Here is an 18,460-nt window from a genome sequence, read left to right as displayed (position 1 = left end):
GACCTCGGCTCAGGTCCGCCCGAGCAAGGCGGCGAGTAAACCGAAACCGCGGCAAAGGCCGCCGGTTACCGCAAGTCCAAGCGCTGACCGTACGACAACGACTACCACGGCGTCCTGGCGAAATCTCCTACGGCAGGTCGACGGGATCGATCCGCAGACGGACGGGTTCGGTCAGGCGCCGCGCGCTGGAGGCGGAGCGGGCTGCCCGGAGTGCCTCGACGACACTCCGCGCCGCGCCGTAGGGGAAGAACAACAGTGCCCGGTGACGCAGTGGCTCTACACTGCCGGCCGGCCCGGAGCCGCCACCGGCACCGCCCCGCCCCTCACCGCCGGTCCAGTCCTCCACCGGCACCGGTCCGATCCAGGGCAGGTCCTTCGAAGCGCCGGGCAACTCCACCAGCTCCATGAACGCCGTCACCGCGTTCGCCGGCCCCGAGACCTCGGCCATGCGGACGGCGGGCGGCAGGTGCAGTTCACGCCGTTCGGCCAGCTGGCGTGAGGCGTACCCGGCGGGATCCATCCGGACGAGGGCCCCCACCACGTCCTCCTGGGCGGCGGTCACCACCACCACTCCCCCGTCCTGGCGTGAGCGCACCAGGGCCGCCGCGGCGAACCACCGGGACAGGACCTGCCCCGGGGTGCGCAGTCCCTCGCGCTGCAATTGCGAGTCGCCGTCCAGCAGCAGTGCCGTGGCGTAGCCCGACGGCACCACGGGTTCGGCCCCGACCGTGGCGACCACGAGGGCCGGGGTGTCGTCCACGGTGGCGAGGATGTGGTCCCCGGAGGAGGAGAGCACCGGGGTGTTCGGGAACGCGCGTCCCAGTTCCTCAGCGGTCCGGTCCACGCCGCGGGAGCCGGCCCGCAGCCGCGAGGAATCGCATTCGGGGCATTCGAAATGCCGCTCGCGCCGTCCGCACCACCGGCACGCCGCCTCGTTCCGGGCAGAGGCGGTTCGATCCGGGAATCCCAGCGGGCCGGTGCAATGTCGGCAGCGGGCCGGGGTCCCGCAGTCTCGGCAGATCAGCGCGGGAATGAAACCGCTCCGGCCCACCTGCACCAGGACCGGCCCGGGCGCGCCGAGTTTGCCCTCCAGGCCTTCTCGCGCGGCCTTCCACGCCGCCTGGGGCAGCCGGGCGCGGGCCAACAGCGGATCCCGCTCGGTCTCCCAGGAATCCGCCGTGGACACCACGCGAGGGGTCACCGCGTGAATCGTCTCGCGGCCCACCCCCAGCTCCCCGAGCCACCCGGACTCCACCAGCCGCTGCACCTCGGGGGTGCGTGACGTCGAGGCCAGAAGGAGCCCGGCGCCAGCCAACTCGGACCGCACCAGGGCGACGTCCCGCACGTGCTGGTACGGGGACCGCTGCTCGGCATGCAGGGAATCGTCGTCGTTCCAGACCGCGACCAGGCCGGGGTGCTCCACGGGCGCCCAGATCGCCGAACGGGTGCCGACCGCGATCCGGCGCAGGCCGCGCCGCAGCTGCAGAAACGCACGGTACCGGGGCGTGGGGCCGTCGTCGGCGGTCAGACGGGCGTACCCCTCCGGGCCCACCCGCCGGTCCAGTGCACGGCACAGCCGTTCGAGATCGCGCTGATCCGGCACCACCACGACGGCGGCCCGGCCGGCCTCGGCGGTCCGGGCAGCCGCGTCCGCCAGGAGGGAGGCGGTGTCCCACGCGCCGTGGGCGCTCGGCACGGTGAGGGCCGCACGGGGACCGTCTCCGGCCCGGACCTGCTGGAAGAAGGCCTCGGCACCTTTCAGCGAGGACCAGTCGAAGCCCTCGGTCGCAGCAGCGCCGGTGAGCCCACCGACAACCGGGCTCACCTTCGTGTCCGGATCGGGCACAGGGTCGGACGCACCATCGGACGCACCATCGGGTGCACTGTCAGCTGCGCTGACCGAAGCGGGTGCTGAGGCCGGGGTACCCGTGGCCTCCGGTGCCTCCGCCTCGGCGTTCAGGGCCTTCTCGACCTTCGCGACGCGCGGCGGCACGGCCACCCGCAGCACGTCGGCCACGTTTCCCGCATAGCGCGCCGCCACGGACCGGGCCAGGTCCAGGATCTCCGGGGTCAGCACCGGTTCCGGGGAGACCACCGAGCGCACAGGCAGCAGCTTCGCCCCGGTGGAGGGTTCGGAGCCGCGGGAGGTCAGCCAGCCGAGGACGTCCTGGTGGCCGAAGCGCACGCGGACGCGCACGCCGGGACGGGCCTCAGCATCGAGAGAGCGGGGCACGAGGTAGTCGAATTCTCGGTCCAGGTGCGGCACGCCCGAGTCCAGCAGGACCCGCGCCACGGGATCGTCGGGCCAGCCACCGGCCACCTCCGGCAGTCCCGTGACCGGCGGGGGTACGGGCAGGTCGAAGAGGGGTTCGCCGGTCACCAACCGACGGCAGCGCGCACGGCGTCGACGCGGTCCAGCCGCTCCCACGTGAAGTCGGGGTCCTCGCGGCCGAAGTGACCGTTGGCGGCCGTCTTGCGGTAGATGGGGCGGAGTAGGTTGAGGTCCCGGATGATGGCCAGCGGGCGCAGGTCGAACACCTCGTTGACGGCCTCGATGATCGTGGCCTGGTCCACCTTCTCGGTCCCGAAGGTGTCCACGTAGAGGCCGACGGGCCGAGCCTTGCCGATCGCGTAGGCGACCTGGAACTCGGCCCGGTCGGCGAGGCCGGCGGCGACCACGTTCTTGGCGACCCAGCGCATCGCGTAGGCCGCGGAGCGGTCCACCTTGGACGGGTCCTTGCCGGAGAAGGCGCCGCCGCCGTGGCGGGCCATCCCCCCGTAGGTGTCGACGATGATCTTGCGCCCGGTGAGGCCGGCGTCGCCCACGGGTCCGCCGATGACGAACTTGCCGCCGGGGTTCACGATGAAGGTGGCCGCGGAGGTCTCGAGGCCGGACTGGGCGAGCACCGGCCGGATGACGTGCTCCACCACGTCCTGGCGCAACTGGTCCAGGGTGACCTCGTCCAGGTGCTGGGTGGAGACCACCACGGTCTCCACGGTCTTCGGCGCCCCGTCCTCCCCATAGCCCACCGTGACCTGGGTCTTGCCGTCCGGCAGCAGGTACGGCATGGGCGACTGCCCCAGTTGCCGCACGGCAGTGAGGCGCTCGGAGAGCCGGTGGGCCAGGTAGATCGGGGCCGGCATGTACACCGGGGTCTCGTTCGAGGCGTAGCCGAACATGATGCCCTGGTCTCCGGCGCCCTGGAGGTCGATGCTGTCCGCGGAGCCCTCCCGGTTCTCCAGGGACGTCAGCACGCCCTCCGAGATGTCGGAGGACTGCTGGCCGATCGAGATGTTCACGCCGCAGTTTGCGCCGTCGAAGCCGTTGGACGAGGAGTCGTAGCCGATCGCCAGGATCGTGTCCCGGACGATCCGGGGGATCTCCACGTAGGCGGAGGTGTTGACCTCGCCGGCGACCTGTACGAGGCCCGTGGTGGTCAGGGTCTCGACGGCCACCTTGGCGTTCGGGTCCTGGGCCAGGATCGCGTCCAGGATGGAGTCCGAGATCTGGTCGCAGATCTTGTCCGGATGACCGCTGGTCACGGACTCGGAGGTGAACAGCCGGAGTTCGCCTCCCCCGATGCCCTGGTAGGACTCGTAGCCGGTGGTACCCGGATTCCCTGCCGTCGCTGCCTTGGCTGCCTTCTCTGCGTCAGTCACTGATCCATCCTATCCAGTCGGCCGGGCGAGCCCAGCAAGCCCGCCAGTTCGGTGACAATCGCCACGCCCACCTCCGTTTTGTCGCCCGCCGCCGCCACCGGCTCCCGACCGTCGGCGAAGAGCATGGTGACCTCCGTGGTGTCCTGACCGAAGACCTTGTCCCGGCCGACCTGATTGACCACGAGCATCTCACAGCCCTTGCGGGCGAGCTTGGCACGGCCGAACTCCAGCACGGAGGCGGTGGCGTCACCGGTCTCGGCGCCGAATCCGATGATGGTGCCGGGCATCGGCCGCCCCGCACCCCGGGCCTGGACCGTCTCCGCCAGGATGTCCGGGGTGCGTTCCAGGCGGATGACCGGGTTGGAGCCGTCCTCCGCCTTCTTGATCTTGGCGTCCATGTACTCCGCGGGACGGAAATCGGCGACGGCGGCTGCCATCACCAGGGCATCGGCTCCCGGCGCGTGGGTCATGACCGCATCATGCAGCTCCTGGGTGGATTCCACCCGGACCATCTCCGCCCCGGCGGGCGGCTCCACACTCATGGCCCCGCCGATGAAGAGCACGTGGGCACCGGCGGCCAGGGCGGCCTCGGCCACGGCCACGCCCTGCTTGCCGGAGGACCGGTTGCCGAGATAGCGCACCGGATCCAGGGCCTCCCGGGTTCCCCCGGCAGTCACGACGACGGTGCGTCCGGCCAGTGCCCCGCCCTCGGGGCCGCGGTGCGGCTCGGAGTGTGACGCAGCGTCGGGCCCGGCGTGGTCGCCGGCGGGCGGTGAGGTCTGGCGCTGGCTGGCGGCGAGGCGGGGGCGAGGGCTCCCGGCCACGAGCTCCTGAGCCTGGGCCCAGATGCGGTCCGGTTCGGGGAACCGCCCGGGGCCGGTGTCCTGGCCGGTGAGCCGGCCAGAATCGGGATCGAGCACGGTGATCCCGCGGGAGCGAAGCAGCTCGACGTTGGCGACCGTGGCCGGGTGGGTCCACATCTCGGTGTGCATGGCCGGGACCATCAGCACCGGACAGGTGGCGGTCAGCAGGACGTTGCCGAGCAGGTCCGGGGCGAGCCCGACGGCGGCGCGGGCGAGGGAATCCGCGGTGGCGGGGGCCACCACGACGAGCTCGGCCTCACGGCCCAGCCGGACGTGGTTGACCGTGTCGACGGCCTCGAAGGTATCCGTCCGCACGGGGCGTCCGGAGAGGGCCTCCCAGGTGGCCTGCCCCACGAAATTCAGGGCGGCAGGCGTGGGGACCACGTCCACCTGGTGACCGGCTTCGGTCATGAGCCGCAACAGCAGTGCGGACTTGTAGGCGGCGATACCGCCGGTGACTCCGAGAACGATCCTCATAGGGTCAAACCTAGTCGGCTCGTTCCCGGAGTCGAAAACGAGGTCAGACCTGCTGCTCGTCCTCGGCGGGGGTGTCGGTGTCGGCGATCTCGGTGATCTCGGTCACCTCTGCTCCGGCCCCTTCGCCTACGCCCTCGGCGGAGAACGCGTCGTCGGAGAAGGCGGCCTCGGCCGAGCTCTGCAGCTCGAAGGTGCCGAAGTCACCCTCGGCTTCGGCGGCGATCTGCTCCTCGGTCATCGGGGTGGCCTCCAGGAGGTCCTCCTCGATCTCCCGCATGGAGATGGACAGGGGCTTCTCGTTGAGCTTGGTGTCGACCAGCGGGCCGACGTACTCGAACAGGCCCTCATGGAGCTGCGAGTAGTACGCGTTGATCTGGCGGGCGCGCTTGGCGGCGAAAAGCACCAGGGCGTACTTCGAGTCAACCTTCTCCAGCAGGGTGTCGATGGGCGGGTTGACGATGCCTTCGTACTGTTCGGTCACTAGTTCTCCACGGTTGGTGATTCTGTTGCTGATGCTTGGTCTGCGCCGCTGCCGACGACCGCTCACGATCCTCGCGCTGCGGTCCAGCCGGGCGGCCTAGAGATGGTCGTCAGGGTCCAATCCCATGATGCGGACCAGCTCCTGTGCGGCGCGTTCCACGGTGTCGTTGACCACCACGGCATCGAACTCCGGCTCGGCAGCGAGTTCCATTCTAGCCGTTTCCAGCCGTCGGCGCTGTTCCTCCGGAGATTCCGTGCCGCGGCCGACCAGCCGATGCACCAATTCGTCCCAATTCGGCGGCGACAGGAAGACGAATATCGCCTCCGGCATGGCCTGCCTGACCTGCCGCGCCCCCTGCAGGTCGATCTCCAGCAGGACGTGCTGGCCGTCGTCGAGGGCCCGCTGCACCGTGTCCCGGCGGGTGCCATAGCGGTTCACGCCATGGACCACGGCCCATTCCAGCATCTGGTCCTGGGACACCAGCTCATCGAAGTGTTCGGGCTCCACGAAGAAGTAGTGCTGCCCCTCCCGCTCGGCGGGCCGGGGCTTCCGCGTGGTGGCTGAGACGGAGAGCCACACGTGGGGATAGTGCTCCCGGATGAACTGGGAGACCGTACCCTTGCCGACGGCGGTCGGTCCTGCCAGCACCGTGACGCGCGGACGTTCCGCACCCGCGACAGACAGGTGCTCGGGTCGGAGGCTGACCGGCCGGGCGGCGGGGACGTCGGGGGTGGTCAAGGAACCTCCTGGTGGGGCTGGCGCAGCCCGGACAAGGGCTACCGGCCAATATAGGCGATCAAGGCCTCCCGCTGCCGACGGCCGAGGCCGCGGAGGCGCCGATTGGGGGAAATCCCACACGATTCCATGATCTTCGCGGCCCGCACCTCGCCCACTCCCTGCAGGGTCTGCAACAGGTCCACCGTGCGCATCCGCCCGATGGCGGCGTCCTCGTCCGCCGCTGCGAAGACCGATTCGAGACTGGACTTGCCCGACCGGAAGGACTCTTTCAGGTCCGCACGTGCCGTACGTGCCTGCAGGGCCTTACTCCGAGCCGCTTCCCGTTCTGCGGCAGACAATTCCTTCAGGGCCATGACGTTCCACCTCGGGGACTAGGTTTCAACCGTCACGGCAATATCGCCGTGACTTGGACGTAAAGTACCCGATGTTCACCGGTCAGGTCTGCAGCCCACCCTCGGGGTGCCGAAGTTTATCGAACAGTGATGCACGTCACTCTCCGCGGTGGCGGTCTGCGCCCCCAGGTCACGGGAAGATCACGGCACAGCACGGCGCGTCCGGGCCGCTATCCGCCCAGATCCGCCAGTGCCTCCCGGATGCCCTCGCGCAGTCCACTGACGGACGGTCCCCGGCGCAGGATGGCCCGGCTGGAGGTGGCCAGCACTGCGGGCCAAGCCGGTCCGAAGCCGGCCCGCATGCCGGCTCCCGAGGCTCCCTGGGCGCCAAAGCCCGGCGCCAACAACGCGCCGCGGACGTCGGCCAGGTCCAGGCCCAACCGCTCGGCCTGACCGGCCACGGTGGCGCCGACCACGAGGCCGACCGGGCCCAGGGCGGGGCGAACAGCGGTCCCGCCGTCGGTTCCGGCGCTGGACCGCTCGCGCGTACCGCCCGTACCGTCCGTGCCAGCCGTGCTGGCCGTGCCGGCCATGCCGGCCATGCCGGTCATGCTGTTCGCGCCGTCAGCCTGGCCGGTGGCCAGCACGCGCGCGTTGTCCCGGGCGGCCGAGGCGGTGATGGACCGGGCCACCGACCCCTCTTCGCCGCCGACGTGCTGAACCGAGGCGCCCTCGGGATTCGAGGTCAGGGCCAGGACGAAGACGCCCCGGCCGGTGGCCTCCGCCAGCTCGAGGGCGGGGGCCAACGAGCCATAGCCGAGATAGGGGCTGAGGGTGACGGCGTCGGCGGCCAGCGGCGACTCGTCCGAGAGCCACGCCTCGGCGTAGCCGGCCATCGTCGACCCGATGTCACCGCGCTTGGCGTCGGCGATGGTCAGCACCTCTTCGTCGCGGGCCTCCCGCAACAGCCGTTCCAGGACGGCGAAGCCAGCCGAACCATGCCGTTCGTACAAAGCGACCTGCGGCTTGATGGCGGCGACCGCGGCGGACCCGCCCTCCCCCACGGCGGCTTCCAGCGCTGTCATCGAGAACCTCTCCAGGCCCACGGGCGTGTCCGGAAGGTCCCAGTCGTGCAGCAGCTGCGGATGCGGGTCGATGCCCAGGCACAGCGGACCGGCCGCGTCCATCGCGGCGGCCAGCCGGACACCCCACGGTGCCCGGCCGGCGTCGCCGGCGCCGGCCGCCGGTGCCGTCATGCTCCGGAACCGGCGCGGGCCACGGCCGCGGCCAACCGCGCGTCGTGCTCCTGCAGGGACGTGACGTCCCAGGCGTACTCGCGCAGGGCCTCCATGGCTTGGATCGCGGCACCGAACAGGGCGAGCGTGGTGATGGTGGGGATCCCCATCGAGGTGGCCGCCGCGCGGATCTCGTAGCCGTCACCGCGGGCGTCACCGCCGGAGGGCGTGTTGACCACCAGGGCGATCTCTCCGGCTTCGATCTGCTCCAGGATGGTGCCGGCGCCGGTGTTCGCCGGATCCGTGCCCACGTCGGCGTCGGCGATCTTGTCCACCACGTCCGCATGGATGCCGTTGCGGCGCAGGACCTCCGCGGTGCCGCCGGTCGAGACGATGGTGAAGCCGAGGTCCACCAGCCGCTTGACGGGCATCACGAGACCTCGCTTGTCCCGGTTCGCCACGGACACGAAGACGCGTCCGGACGTCGGCAACGGGTTGTTCGCGGCCGCCTGGCTCTTGGCGAAGGCGGTGTCGAAGTACTTGTCGATCCCCATGACCTCGCCGGTGGAGCGCATCTCCGGTCCCAGCAGGGAGTCGACGACGCGTCCCTCACTGGTGCGGAAGCGGGCGAACGGGAGCACCGCCTCCTTGACGGCCACGGGGGCGTCGAGGGGCAAGGACGAGCCGTCATGACCGGAGGGCAGCTTGCCGTCGGCCTTGAGGTCGGCGATGGACCGGCCCGTGCCGATCAGCGCGGCGGCCTTGGCCAGCTGGACACCGGTGGCCTTGGAGACGAACGGCACGGTCCGCGAGGCGCGCGGGTTGGCCTCGATGACGTAGAGGATGTCCGAGGCCAGGGCGAACTGGATGTTGATCAGTCCGCGCACGCCCACGCCGGCGGCGATGCCGCGGGTGGCCTCGCGCACCCGGGCCAGGGTGTCCGGGCCGAGGTTGATCGGCGGGAGCACGCAGGCGGAGTCACCCGAGTGGATGCCGGCCTCCTCGATGTGCTCCATGATGCCGCCGATGTACAGGTCGGTGCCGTCAAAGAGGGCGTCCACGTCGATCTCGATCGCGTCCTCGAGGAAGCGGTCCACCAGCACGGGGTGGTCCGCGGTGATCTCCGTGGCGTTGGTGATGTATCGCAGCAGGGAGGCCTCGTCGTACACGATCTCCATGCCGCGGCCGCCGAGCACGTAGGACGGACGGACCAGGACGGGGTAGCCGATCTCGTCGGCCACGCGCTTGGCATCGGCGAAGGAGACGGCGGTGCCGTTCTTCGGGGACACCAGGCCCGCCTCGTCGAGGACGCGGGCGAACTCGCCACGATGCTCGGCCAGATCGATGGCCGCCGGTGACGTGCCGAGGATCGGCACGCCGGCGTCCGCCAGCTCCTGGGCCAGCTTCAGCGGGGTCTGGCCGCCGAGCTGGACGAAGACGCCCAGCACGCCGCCGCTGCGCTCCTCGGCCGCGATGATCTCGAGCACGTCCTCCAGGGTGAGCGGCTCGAAGTACAGGCGGTCGGAGATGTCGTAGTCCGTGGAGACGGTCTCGGGGTTGCAGTTGACCATCACGGTCTCATGACCGGCCTCGCGCAGAGCCATGGTGGCGTGCACGCAGGAGTAGTCGAACTCGATGCCCTGGCCGATCCGGTTCGGGCCGGAGCCGAGGATGATCACGGAGGGCTTGGCGTGGTCCGTGACCTCGTCCTCGAGGTCATAGCTGGAGTACCGGTACGGGGTGTAAGCCTCGAACTCGGCGGCACAGGTGTCCACGGTCTTGTACACGGGGCGGATGCCCAGGGCGTGCCGGACCCCGCGCACCACGGCCGGGTCTAGGTGACGCAGCTGACCGATCTGGGTGTCCGAGAAACCGTGGCGCTTGGCGTGCCGCAGGACGGTGGCGTCCAGCTCGGGAGCCGCGGCCACATCCGTGGCGACCTCGTTGATCAGGACCAGCTGGTCCAGGAACCAGGGGTCGATCTGGGTGGCCTCGAAGAGCTGTTCCAGGCTCGCGCCGCCCAGCAGGGCGCGCTGGACCTGGGCGAGGCGATCCGTCGTCGGGATCTTGGACTGCTCGATCAGGGCGGCGACCTCGTCCGCATCCGGGATGTCGAAGGAGAGCTCCGCGCCCTTCTGCTCCAGGGATCGCAGCGCCTTCTGCAGCGCCTCCGAGAAGTTGCGGCCGATGGCCATGGCCTCGCCCACCGACTTCATGGTGGTGGTCAGGGTGGGGTCCGCTGCCGGGAACTTCTCGAAGGCGAAGCGCGGCACCTTGACGACCACATAGTCCAGCACCGGCTCGAAGGAGGCAGGGGTCTTCTGCGTGATGTCGTTCGGGATCTCGTCCAGCGTGTACCCGAGGGAGAGCTTGGTGGCGATCTTGGCGATTGCGAACCCGGTCGCCTTGGAGGCCAGGGCGGAGGACCGGGAGACCCGGGGGTTCATCTCGATCACGATGATGCGCCCGGTGGCCGGGTCCACGGCGAACTGGATGTTGCAGCCGCCGGTGTCCACGCCCACCTCGCGGATCACGGCGATCGAGATGTCCCGCATCGCCTGGTACTCGCGGTCGGTCAGGGTCATGGCGGGCGCCACGGTGATGGAGTCGCCGGTGTGGACGCCGACCGGATCGAAGTTCTCGATGGAGCAGACCACCACGACGTTGTCGTTGCGGTCCCGCATCATCTCCAGCTCATACTCCTTCCAGCCGAGGATGGACTCCTCGAGCAGGACCTCGGAGGTGGGGCTGTACTGGATGCCCGCGCCGGCGATGCGCCGCAGGTCCTCCTCGTTGTAGGCCAGTCCGGAGCCCAGACCGCCCATCGTGAAGGAGGGGCGCACCACCATGGGGTAGCCCAGCTTCTCGGCGGCCGCGAAGGCCTCGTCCATGGTGTGGACGATCTCGGACTTCGCCGACTCGGCACCGCACCGTTCCACGACGCCCTTGAACAGCTCACGGTTCTCACCGAGCTCGATCGCCTCGATGTTGGCGCCGATCAGCTCGACGCCGTACTTCTCGAGCACCCCGTTCTTGTCCAGGGCGATCGCGGTGTTCAGCGCGGTCTGGCCGCCGAGGGTCGGCAGCACGGCGTCCGGGCGCTCGACGGCGATGATCTTCTCGACCACCTCGGGGGTGATCGGCTCCACGTAGGTGGCGTCGGCCAGCTCGGGGTCGGTCATGATGGTGGCCGGGTTCGAGTTGACCAGCACCACGCGCAGGCCCTCGTCCTTGAGGACCCGGATCGCCTGGGTGCCGGAGTAGTCGAACTCGGCGGCTTGGCCGATGACGATCGGGCCGGAGCCGATGACCAGGACGGACTTCAGATCGGTGCGCTTGGGCATCGGGGCTCAGGCTCCTTCGGAGGTAGCGGACTGCTCGGTCATCATCGCGATGAACCGGTCGAACAAGGGAACCGAATCGTGTGGGCCGGCGGCCGATTCGGGGTGGAACTGGACGGAGAAGGCGGGGCGGTCCAGCAGGCGCAGGCCCTCGACCACCTGGTCGTTCAGGGACCAGTGCGAGACCTCGACGCGGCCATAGGCGGCCTCGGGTGCCATCACGGGCTCACCCAGCGGGGCGTCCACGGCGAAGCCGTGGTTCTGGGAGGTGATCTCCACGCGCCCGGTGGTCTTGTCCATCACGGGCTGGTTCGGGCCACGGTGGCCGAAGGGCAGCTTGTAGGTGCCGAAGCCCAGGGCCCGCCCGAAGACCTGGTTGCCGAAGCAGATGCCGAAGAACGGCAGCCCGGCGTCGAGGACCTGCCGGAGCAGGGCCACCTGGTCATCGGCGGTGGCGGGGTCCCCGGGGCCGTTGGAGAGGAACACGCCGTCCGGGTTCAGTGCGGTGATGTCCTCGAAGGAGGAGGTGGCGGGCAGCACATGTAGCCGGATCCCACGGGAGGCCAGGTGCCGGGGCGTGGCGGCCTTCAAGCCGAGGTCGAGGGCCACCACGGTGTGCAGCGGCTCGCCCTGCCAGCCATGCTCGGCCGGCTCCACGACGTAGGCAGACTCCGTGGTCACCTCGTCCGCCAGGCGGGCACCGGCCATGGACGGCTGGGCCTCCACCTCGGCGATGAGATCGGAGACCGGACGCCGGGCGGCCGCGCCGGAGAAGATCCCGGCCTTCATGGAACCGGCGGAGCGCAGGTGCCGGGTCACCGCACGGGTGTCCACGCCCTGGATCCCGACGACGCCCTGGGCTTCCAGCTCATCGTCCAGGCTCCGCTGGGAGCGCCAGTTCGACGCGATGCGGGCGGCCTCGCGGACCACGTAGCCGGCGGCGAAAATGGCTCGAGACTCGGCGTCCTCGGTGTTGACGCCGGTGTTGCCGATGTGCGGGAACGTCTGCACGATGATCTGGCGGGCGTAGGAGGGATCGGTCAGCGTCTCCTGGTATCCGGTCATGCCGGTGGTGAAGACGGCCTCGCCCAGGGTGGTGCCGGTCTGGCCATAGGCCTGGCCGTGATGGACCGTTCCATCGGCCAGGACCAGTACGGCCGGCTCGCGGTTCAAGAGGCTCACGAGTTGTTCTCCATCTGCGGGGGTGTCTGCGGGTGTGTGGGGTAGTCGTGCGGCGTGGGCTGCATCGGTCGTCTAGGCGTCCGGCGCGGCCACGGAGCTGGTCGTCGGGGTGGCCGGAGGCTCTCCCTCGACCAAGGACTGGATGGCGGTCAGGAGCGGATCTCGGTCATCGGCCGCGCGGGTCCGGAATCCGGTGGAGACCTCGTGGGTCCCCAGCGTCCACGAGACCACCAGCAGCCCGCCCTTCTCCACGAACTTCCCGCTCATGCCGGAGTCGAGGCGGACGTGGCGGAGATCGGCCTGCGGGATGAACAGGTTGGCCCCGCCTTCCCGCAGCACGGCCACGCCGGAGGGGTGCACCTCCAGGCGGGCGTTGGTGCGCAGGCCGAGGTCATGGACGGCGACCCGGTCCAGGTAGTCCTGCCCGCGCACCGTGGTGACATACATGCCCTCGGCGCCGGCGAGGGGCTCGGACTCCAGTACCTCGGCCGGCACGGGCGCCGGGGCCGGGATGTCCTGCTGGCGTCGCTTGCGGTTGCGCCATCCCCACCACATGAGGACCACGACCACCACCAGTCCGAGGCCGGTCAGGAACCCGATGAGGGTGTACTCGGCGCTGAAATCATCGTTCACTGCTGGGCGCTTCCTGTCTGCTGCTGGTGCTGGTTCTGCTGGTGCTGGTTCTGCTGGTGCTGCGATCGGGGCGTGGCCAGGGCGCGGTCCCGGACCACCGGGTGCCCGTGGTTGAAGACATCGGTGACCTGGCCGGGCAACTCCATCCCCCGGAAGGGGCTGTTGCGGGCCTTGGTGGCATGCGACTCCGGATCCACGGTCCGGGTGACCGTGGGGTCGTAGACGGTGAGGTTGGCGGGGGCGCCGACCTCGAAGACGCCCTCCGGGGAGATCCGGCCCTGGTCCGCCAGTCGGGCGATGCGGGCCGGCGTCGAGCTGAGGATCCGGGAGATCCCCGCCCAGTCCATCAGGCCGGTGTCCACGAGCGCCTGCTGGACCACCGGCAAAGCGGTCTCCAGGCCGGTCATGCCCATGGCCGCGACCGTCCACTCGCATTCCTTGGTCTCCGCGGTGTGCGGCGCATGGTCGGTGCCGATGGTGTCGATCGTGCCGTCCGCCAGGCCCTCACGCAACGCCATCACGTCCTGCTCGCGGCGCAGCGGCGGGTTGACCTTGTAGACCGGGTTGTAGGTGCGGACGAGTTCCTCGGTCAGCAACAGGTGGTGCGGGGTCGCCTCGGCAGTGACCTCGATCCCACGTTCCTTGGCCCAGCGGATGATCTCCACGGAGCCGGCGGTGGAGACGTGACAGACGTGCAGCCGGGAACCCACATGCTGGGCCAGCAGCACGTCCCGGGCGATGATGGCCTCCTCCGCCACGGCGGGCCAGCCGGCCAGGCCCAGGACCGAGGACAGGGCGCCCTCATTCATCTGGGCACCATCGGTGAGCCTCGGCTCCTGGGCGTGCTGGGCGATCACCCCGTCGAAGGCCTTGACGTACTCCAGCGCCCGGCGCATCAGCACCGGGTCCCAGACACACATGCCGTCGTCGGAGAACACCCGGACCTCCGCCCGCGACTGCGCCATGGCGCCGAGTTCTGCCAGGCGTTCGCCCCCCAGGCCCACGGTGACGGCACCCACGGGGTGGACGTCGCACCAGCCGGCCTCACGGCCCAGCTGCCAGACCTGCTCGACGACGCCGGCCGAGTCCGCGACCGGCGTGGAGTTCGCCATGGCGTGGACCGAGGTGAAACCGCCGAGGGCGGCGGCGCGGGTGCCCGTCTCCACGGTCTCCGCGTCCTCGCGGCCGGGCTGACGCAAATGGGTGTGCAGGTCCACGAGCCCCGGCAGGAGAATGCGGCCGGTGGCGTCGATCACCTCGGCCGTTCCGGCCCCTGCTCCTGCCCCTGACTCCGGCGTGGCCCCGGCGCGCGTCCGGGCGTCCGGCCCGACGGCGGCCAGCAGGCCGTCCTCGATGAGGACGTCCGCCATGGTGCCGTCCGGCAGGGTGCCGCCGGAGATGAGGTACCGGTTGCGGTGGTCAAACGTGGCGCTCATGCGGTGGCCTTCCGGTCGAACGGTGCGGTCGGGGTGGACGGGGTGGACTGATCGGAACTGTCGGAGGCCGACAGCAGCAGATACAGCACGGCCATCCGGACGGAGACGCCATTGGCGACCTGCTCCAGGGCCGTGTTGCGCGCGGAGTCCGCGGCCGCCGCGGAGATCTCCAGGCCGCGGTTCATGGGGCCGGGGTGCATGATGACCGCGTCCTCCACGCCGTTGGCGTCCAGCATCCCGAGCCGCTCATCCGTCAGTCCCCAGGACCGGGTGTACTCGGCGGCGGAGGGGAAGAATGCGTCATGCATCCGCTCGGACTGGACGCGGAGCATCATCACGGCATCCGGCGCACCCGCCAGGGCCTCGTCGAGCGAGTACGTCACGGTGCAGGGCCAGTCCCCCACCCCCACCGGGACCAGGGTCGGCGGGGCGGCCAGGGTGACCTCGGCCCCGAGGGTGGTCAGCAACCACAGGTTGGAGCGGGCCACCCGGGAGTGCAGGATGTCCCCGACGATGACGACCTTCAGGCCGGCCAGGTCCGTGCCATGCGGCGCGGTCCCGTTCCGCACCGCCAGGCGGCGGCGCAGTGTGAAGGCGTCCAGCAAGGCCTGCGTGGGATGCTCGTGGGTGCCGTCCCCGGCATTGACCACGGCGGACCGGATCCAGCCGGAGTCGGCGAGCTGGGCAGCCGCTCCGGAGCCCCAGTGGCGCATCACGATCGCGTCGGCGCCGATGGCCTCGAGGGTCTGGACGGTGTCCTTCAGGGACTCGCCCTTCGAGACGGAGGTGCCCTTCCCGGAGAAGTTGATGACGTCCGCGCTCAGACGCTTGGCCGCGGCCTCGAAGGAGATCCGGGTCCGGGTCGAGTCCTCCAGGAAGAGGTTGACGACGGTGCGGCCGCGCAGGGCGGGAAGCTTCTTGACCTCGCGGCCGGAGACCGTGGCCATCTCCTCGGCGGTGTCGAGGATGCGCAGTGCGTCAGCGTGGGAGAGGTCCTGGGTGGACAGCAGGTGCTTCACCGGGCCTCACCCCGGACGCCGGCCTCCGCGCGGTCGGTGATCGAGACGGCGTCCTCGGTCACCTCGGCGGTGCCGTCCGGCCCGTCGATCTCCACGAGGCGGACCTGAACCCGCTCGGCGGTAGAGGTGGGCAGGTTCTTGCCCACGAAGTCCGCGCGGATCGGCAGTTCACGGTGGCCCCGGTCCACGAGGACGGCGAGGCGGACGGCGGCCGGGCGGCCGAAGTCGTTCAAGGCGTCCAGGGCGGCACGGATGGTCCGCCCGGAGTACAGCACATCGTCCACGAGCACCACGGTGGCCCCGTCGATTCCGGTGCCCGGCAGTCGGGTGGGCGCGGGGGTGCGGGAGGTGGAGCGGCGCAGGTCGTCCCGGTAGAGGGTGACGTCCAGCTCACCGGTCGAGGTGCCGGCGTCGAAGCCCGGTTCGATCCGGGCGAGCTTGCGGGCCAATCGCTCGGCGAGGGGGACGCCGCGGCGCGGGATGCCCAGGATGACCAGGCCGGCGGGGCCGCGGTTGGATTCGAGGATCTCGTGGGCGATCCGGGTCAGCGCCCGGTCGATGTCCGCCGCGGAAAGGACATTCCGGACGGTGCGCACAGCGCGGCTCTCAGCCTGCACACATGCCTCCTTCCCCGCCTCACAGGACGGAACTTAAAGGAAACGCAACCCTGGGTGGGGTGTGTTTGGTCCGGCGTCAACACTATCACCGCGGCGGGGTGACCAGGTGTCAGGATGGTTCCATGACGCAGCCGGTGAACCTCCCCGCACCCGACCCATCGTCCGGGTCGCACGGGCCCGGACCGGTGCCCCCGGCCGGCCTCCCGGGAGCCGGTGGCCCATCGCCGGCAGCCTATCCCCCGGCGCAGCTGATCGCGCGGCGCAGCCGACGCTCCCACGCCTGGGGCGTCGCCCTGCTCGTGGCGACCTCGGCCGTCGGTGCCCTGGTGACCCTGTTCCTGGTCGACGCCCTGGGCACCGAGACGCTCTTCGTGGTCGGGCTGCTGGCACTGGTACCCCTGGCCATCGTGGTGGCCGCCCTGCTGTGGATCGACCGGTGGGATCCCGAGCCCCGGGGCTGGCTGGTCTTCGCCTTCCTGTGGGGAGCCGGGGTGTCCGTGTTCGGCACCCTCTCGTTGGGCGAGGTGTTCATGGAGACCTTCGGCGGGCTGTCCTCGCTGGACTCGGAGACCTTCGGGGCGGTGGTGCAGGCCCCGGTGATCGAGGAGACCATGAAGGGCGCCGGACTCGTGGTGATCTTCCTGGCTGCCCGCCGGCACTTCGACGGACCCGTGGACGGGGTCGTCTACGCCGGCATGGTGGCGGCCGGCTTCGCCTTCACGGAGAACATCCTGTACTTCGGCACGGCCTACACCGAGGCCGGATGGGGCACCGAGTTGGCGTTCACCTTCGTGTTGCGGGGGTTGTTCTCGCCCTTCGCCCACGTGCTGTTCACCGTGTGGATCGGGTTCTTCCTGGGGGTGGCGGCGCATCGGCGGGCCACCCGGGGCCGGCTCAGCCGGGTCAGCTGGATCGGCTGGTTCCTGGTGGGGCTGGTCCCGGCCATGGTCGGGCACTTCCTGTGGAACGGCGGCCTGGCCTTGATCTTCGACGACTTCTTCACGTTCTACCTCGTGCTGCAGGTCCCGCTGTTCATCGCGGCGGTCGCCGCCGTCGTGCTGTTATTGCGGGCCGAGCGCCGCCTGACCCAGGGCATGCTGGACCGCTACGGGGTGGCGGGGTGGCTGTGGCCGGAGGAGATCGCCCTCTTCGGCACGGCCCCGGGACGGCGGCAGGGCCGCCGGTGGGCCAGCGGGCACGGGGTTCGGAATCAGCACCGCGCCTTCGAGCGGACCGCCCTGCGCCTGGCCGCCCTGCGGCACCGGATCGAACGGGGCCACGATGTCCAGGCCAACAGCGCCGAAGAGCTCCGGCTGCTGCAGGACACGGTCCGGCAGCGGCGGGAGCTCTTCGGCGCGATCAGGCCCGGTGGCCCGGTCAGTCCAGCAGGGTCGGCTTCAGCTGCTGGATCCGGCCGAGCAGGCCGTTGACGTAGTCCGGGGAATCGTCGGTGGACAGTTCCTTGGCGATCGTGACCGCCTCGGCCACGGCCACGCGATCCGGGACCTCATCGTTGAACAGCAGTTCCCAGGCACCGATCCGCAGGATGGCGCGGTCCACTGCCGGCATGCGGTCCAGGGTCCAGCCCTGGGCGTAGGAGGACAGGATCTCGTCGATCCGCTCCTGTTCGGCCACCACACCCTGGATGATCTCCACGGTGTACGGGTTGATCACCTGTGCCGTGGATGTCCGTCGGGAGGTGACGCCCTCATCCGGAGTGGTCCCGCGCTGTTCGGCCTCGAAGAGGACCTCCAGCGCGCGCCTCCGGGCTTTGCCTCGTGCGCTCACAGTTGGTCAGTCGTCCCGTCAGTCGTTCACGCGGCCGAGGTAGTCACCCGAGCGGGTGTCCACCTTGACCTTGGTGCCCTGGTCCACGAACAGCGGGACCTGGATCTCGTAGCCGGTCTCGAGGGTCGCGGGCTTGGTGCCGGCGGAGGACCGGTCACCCTGCAGGCCCGGCTCGGTGTAGGTGATCTCCAGGACCACCGACGGCGGCATGTCCAGGTACAGCGGGGTGCCCTCGTTCATGGCGATGGTGACCTTCTGGTTCTCCAGCATGAAGTTGGCGGCGGTGCCCACGACCGCCGGGTTCACCGGGATCTGGTCGTAGGTGTCCGTGTCCATGAAGATGTAATCCTCGCCGTCCTGGTACAGGTACTCGTAGTCCGAGCGGTCCACGGTGGCGGTCTCAATCTTGGCGCCGGCGTTGAAGGTCTTGTCCACCAGCTTGCCGGTGGTGATGTTCCGGATCTTGGTGCGGACGAACGCCCCGCCCTTGCCCGGCTTCACGTGCTGGAACTCGATGACGTTCCACAGATGGCCGTCCATTTTCAGCACGGTGCCGTTCTTGATGTCGTTGCTGGTTGCCACTGTCAATCTCCGTCTGTCGGTAAGGGGCCAGTCGATGGCGTCGGCGGGTCTCGCTGGAAGTCCAGTCGACCATTCT

Annotated in this window: 16 protein-coding genes; 1 reads left to right on the top strand and 15 read right to left on the bottom strand. The window is 70.1% G+C overall.

Annotated elements, in window-relative coordinates; translation table 11 throughout:
• Nucleotides 1-127 precede the first annotated feature (127 nt).
• The 13 genes from AB0333_RS03550 to pyrR form a co-directional block, all read right to left on the bottom strand.
• Complete coding sequence (locus AB0333_RS03550; protein WP_366217362.1) at nucleotides 128-2,380, bottom strand: primosomal protein N'; 2,253 nt, start codon at nucleotides 2,378-2,380, stop codon at nucleotides 128-130.
• Nucleotides 2,377-3,582 (bottom strand): methionine adenosyltransferase, encoded by a 1,206-nt coding sequence (metK, locus tag AB0333_RS03545; protein ID WP_366217564.1) that lies wholly within the window; start codon nucleotides 3,580-3,582, stop codon nucleotides 2,377-2,379. The genes AB0333_RS03550 and metK overlap by 4 nt, the downstream gene beginning before the upstream one ends.
• 74 nt (nucleotides 3,583-3,656) lie before the next feature.
• Nucleotides 3,657-5,000 carry a bifunctional phosphopantothenoylcysteine decarboxylase/phosphopantothenate synthase gene (locus AB0333_RS03540; protein ID WP_366217361.1) on the bottom strand — a complete coding sequence of 448 codons (1,344 nt, stop codon included), beginning with the start codon at nucleotides 4,998-5,000 and terminating at the stop codon, nucleotides 3,657-3,659.
• A gap of 43 nt (nucleotides 5,001-5,043) precedes the next feature.
• A complete protein-coding gene (gene rpoZ / locus AB0333_RS03535; protein ID WP_366217360.1) occupies nucleotides 5,044-5,481 on the bottom strand; it encodes a DNA-directed RNA polymerase subunit omega in 438 nt (145 codons plus the stop codon).
• Between the two features lie 96 nt (nucleotides 5,482-5,577).
• On the bottom strand, nucleotides 5,578-6,165 hold the full coding sequence (gene gmk, locus AB0333_RS03530; protein ID WP_366217563.1) for a guanylate kinase: 588 nt from the start codon (nucleotides 6,163-6,165) through the stop codon (nucleotides 5,578-5,580).
• A 92-nt stretch (nucleotides 6,166-6,257) separates the two neighbouring features.
• Nucleotides 6,258-6,572 (bottom strand): integration host factor, actinobacterial type, encoded by a 315-nt coding sequence (gene mihF / locus AB0333_RS03525; RefSeq protein ID WP_115931342.1) that lies wholly within the window; start codon nucleotides 6,570-6,572, stop codon nucleotides 6,258-6,260.
• Between the two features lie 209 nt (nucleotides 6,573-6,781).
• Entirely contained in the window at nucleotides 6,782-7,807 is a 1,026-nt protein-coding gene (pyrF, locus tag AB0333_RS03520) for an orotidine-5'-phosphate decarboxylase (RefSeq protein ID WP_366217359.1), read from the bottom strand.
• Nucleotides 7,804-11,130, bottom strand: a complete 3,327-nt coding sequence (gene carB, locus AB0333_RS03515) for a carbamoyl-phosphate synthase large subunit (protein ID WP_366217358.1) — start codon at nucleotides 11,128-11,130, stop codon at nucleotides 7,804-7,806. Before carB ends, pyrF begins: the two co-directional genes overlap by 4 nt.
• Before the next feature lie 6 nt (nucleotides 11,131-11,136).
• Nucleotides 11,137-12,309: a glutamine-hydrolyzing carbamoyl-phosphate synthase small subunit gene (carA, locus tag AB0333_RS03510; protein ID WP_366217357.1), complete on the bottom strand. Its 1,173-nt coding sequence runs from the start codon at nucleotides 12,307-12,309 to the stop codon at nucleotides 11,137-11,139.
• A 72-nt stretch (nucleotides 12,310-12,381) separates the two neighbouring features.
• Entirely contained in the window at nucleotides 12,382-12,942 is a 561-nt protein-coding gene (locus AB0333_RS03505; RefSeq protein ID WP_366217356.1) for a hypothetical protein, read from the bottom strand.
• On the bottom strand, nucleotides 12,939-14,378 hold the full coding sequence (locus tag AB0333_RS03500) for a dihydroorotase (protein ID WP_366217355.1): 1,440 nt from the start codon (nucleotides 14,376-14,378) through the stop codon (nucleotides 12,939-12,941). The genes AB0333_RS03505 and AB0333_RS03500 overlap by 4 nt, the downstream gene beginning before the upstream one ends.
• Complete coding sequence (locus AB0333_RS03495) at nucleotides 14,375-15,397, bottom strand: aspartate carbamoyltransferase catalytic subunit (RefSeq protein ID WP_366217354.1); 1,023 nt, start codon at nucleotides 15,395-15,397, stop codon at nucleotides 14,375-14,377. Before AB0333_RS03495 ends, AB0333_RS03500 begins: the two co-directional genes overlap by 4 nt.
• Entirely contained in the window at nucleotides 15,394-16,014 is a 621-nt protein-coding gene (pyrR, locus tag AB0333_RS03490) for a bifunctional pyr operon transcriptional regulator/uracil phosphoribosyltransferase PyrR (RefSeq protein WP_366217353.1), read from the bottom strand. The genes AB0333_RS03495 and pyrR overlap by 4 nt, the downstream gene beginning before the upstream one ends.
• Nucleotides 16,015-16,136: 122 nt before the next feature.
• On the opposite strand from pyrR, the gene AB0333_RS03485 reads away from it, so the two are divergent.
• Entirely contained in the window at nucleotides 16,137-17,444 is a 1,308-nt protein-coding gene (locus tag AB0333_RS03485) for a PrsW family glutamic-type intramembrane protease (protein ID WP_366217352.1), read from the top strand.
• Here AB0333_RS03485 and nusB read toward each other — a convergent pair.
• Nucleotides 17,392-17,802: a transcription antitermination factor NusB gene (gene nusB / locus AB0333_RS03480; protein ID WP_366217351.1), complete on the bottom strand. Its 411-nt coding sequence runs from the start codon at nucleotides 17,800-17,802 to the stop codon at nucleotides 17,392-17,394. The genes AB0333_RS03485 and nusB overlap by 53 nt on opposite strands.
• Before the next feature lie 18 nt (nucleotides 17,803-17,820).
• Nucleotides 17,821-18,384: an elongation factor P gene (gene efp, locus AB0333_RS03475; RefSeq protein ID WP_366217350.1), complete on the bottom strand. Its 564-nt coding sequence runs from the start codon at nucleotides 18,382-18,384 to the stop codon at nucleotides 17,821-17,823.
• Between the last annotated feature and the right edge of the window lie 76 nt (nucleotides 18,385-18,460).

The organism is Citricoccus sp. NPDC079358 (assembly GCF_040702545.1).
Lineage (GTDB): Bacteria > Actinomycetota > Actinomycetes > Actinomycetales > Micrococcaceae > Citricoccus.
The sequence above is the reverse complement of the archived record's forward strand: the minus strand, read 5'-3'. Positions and strand labels throughout refer to the sequence as shown.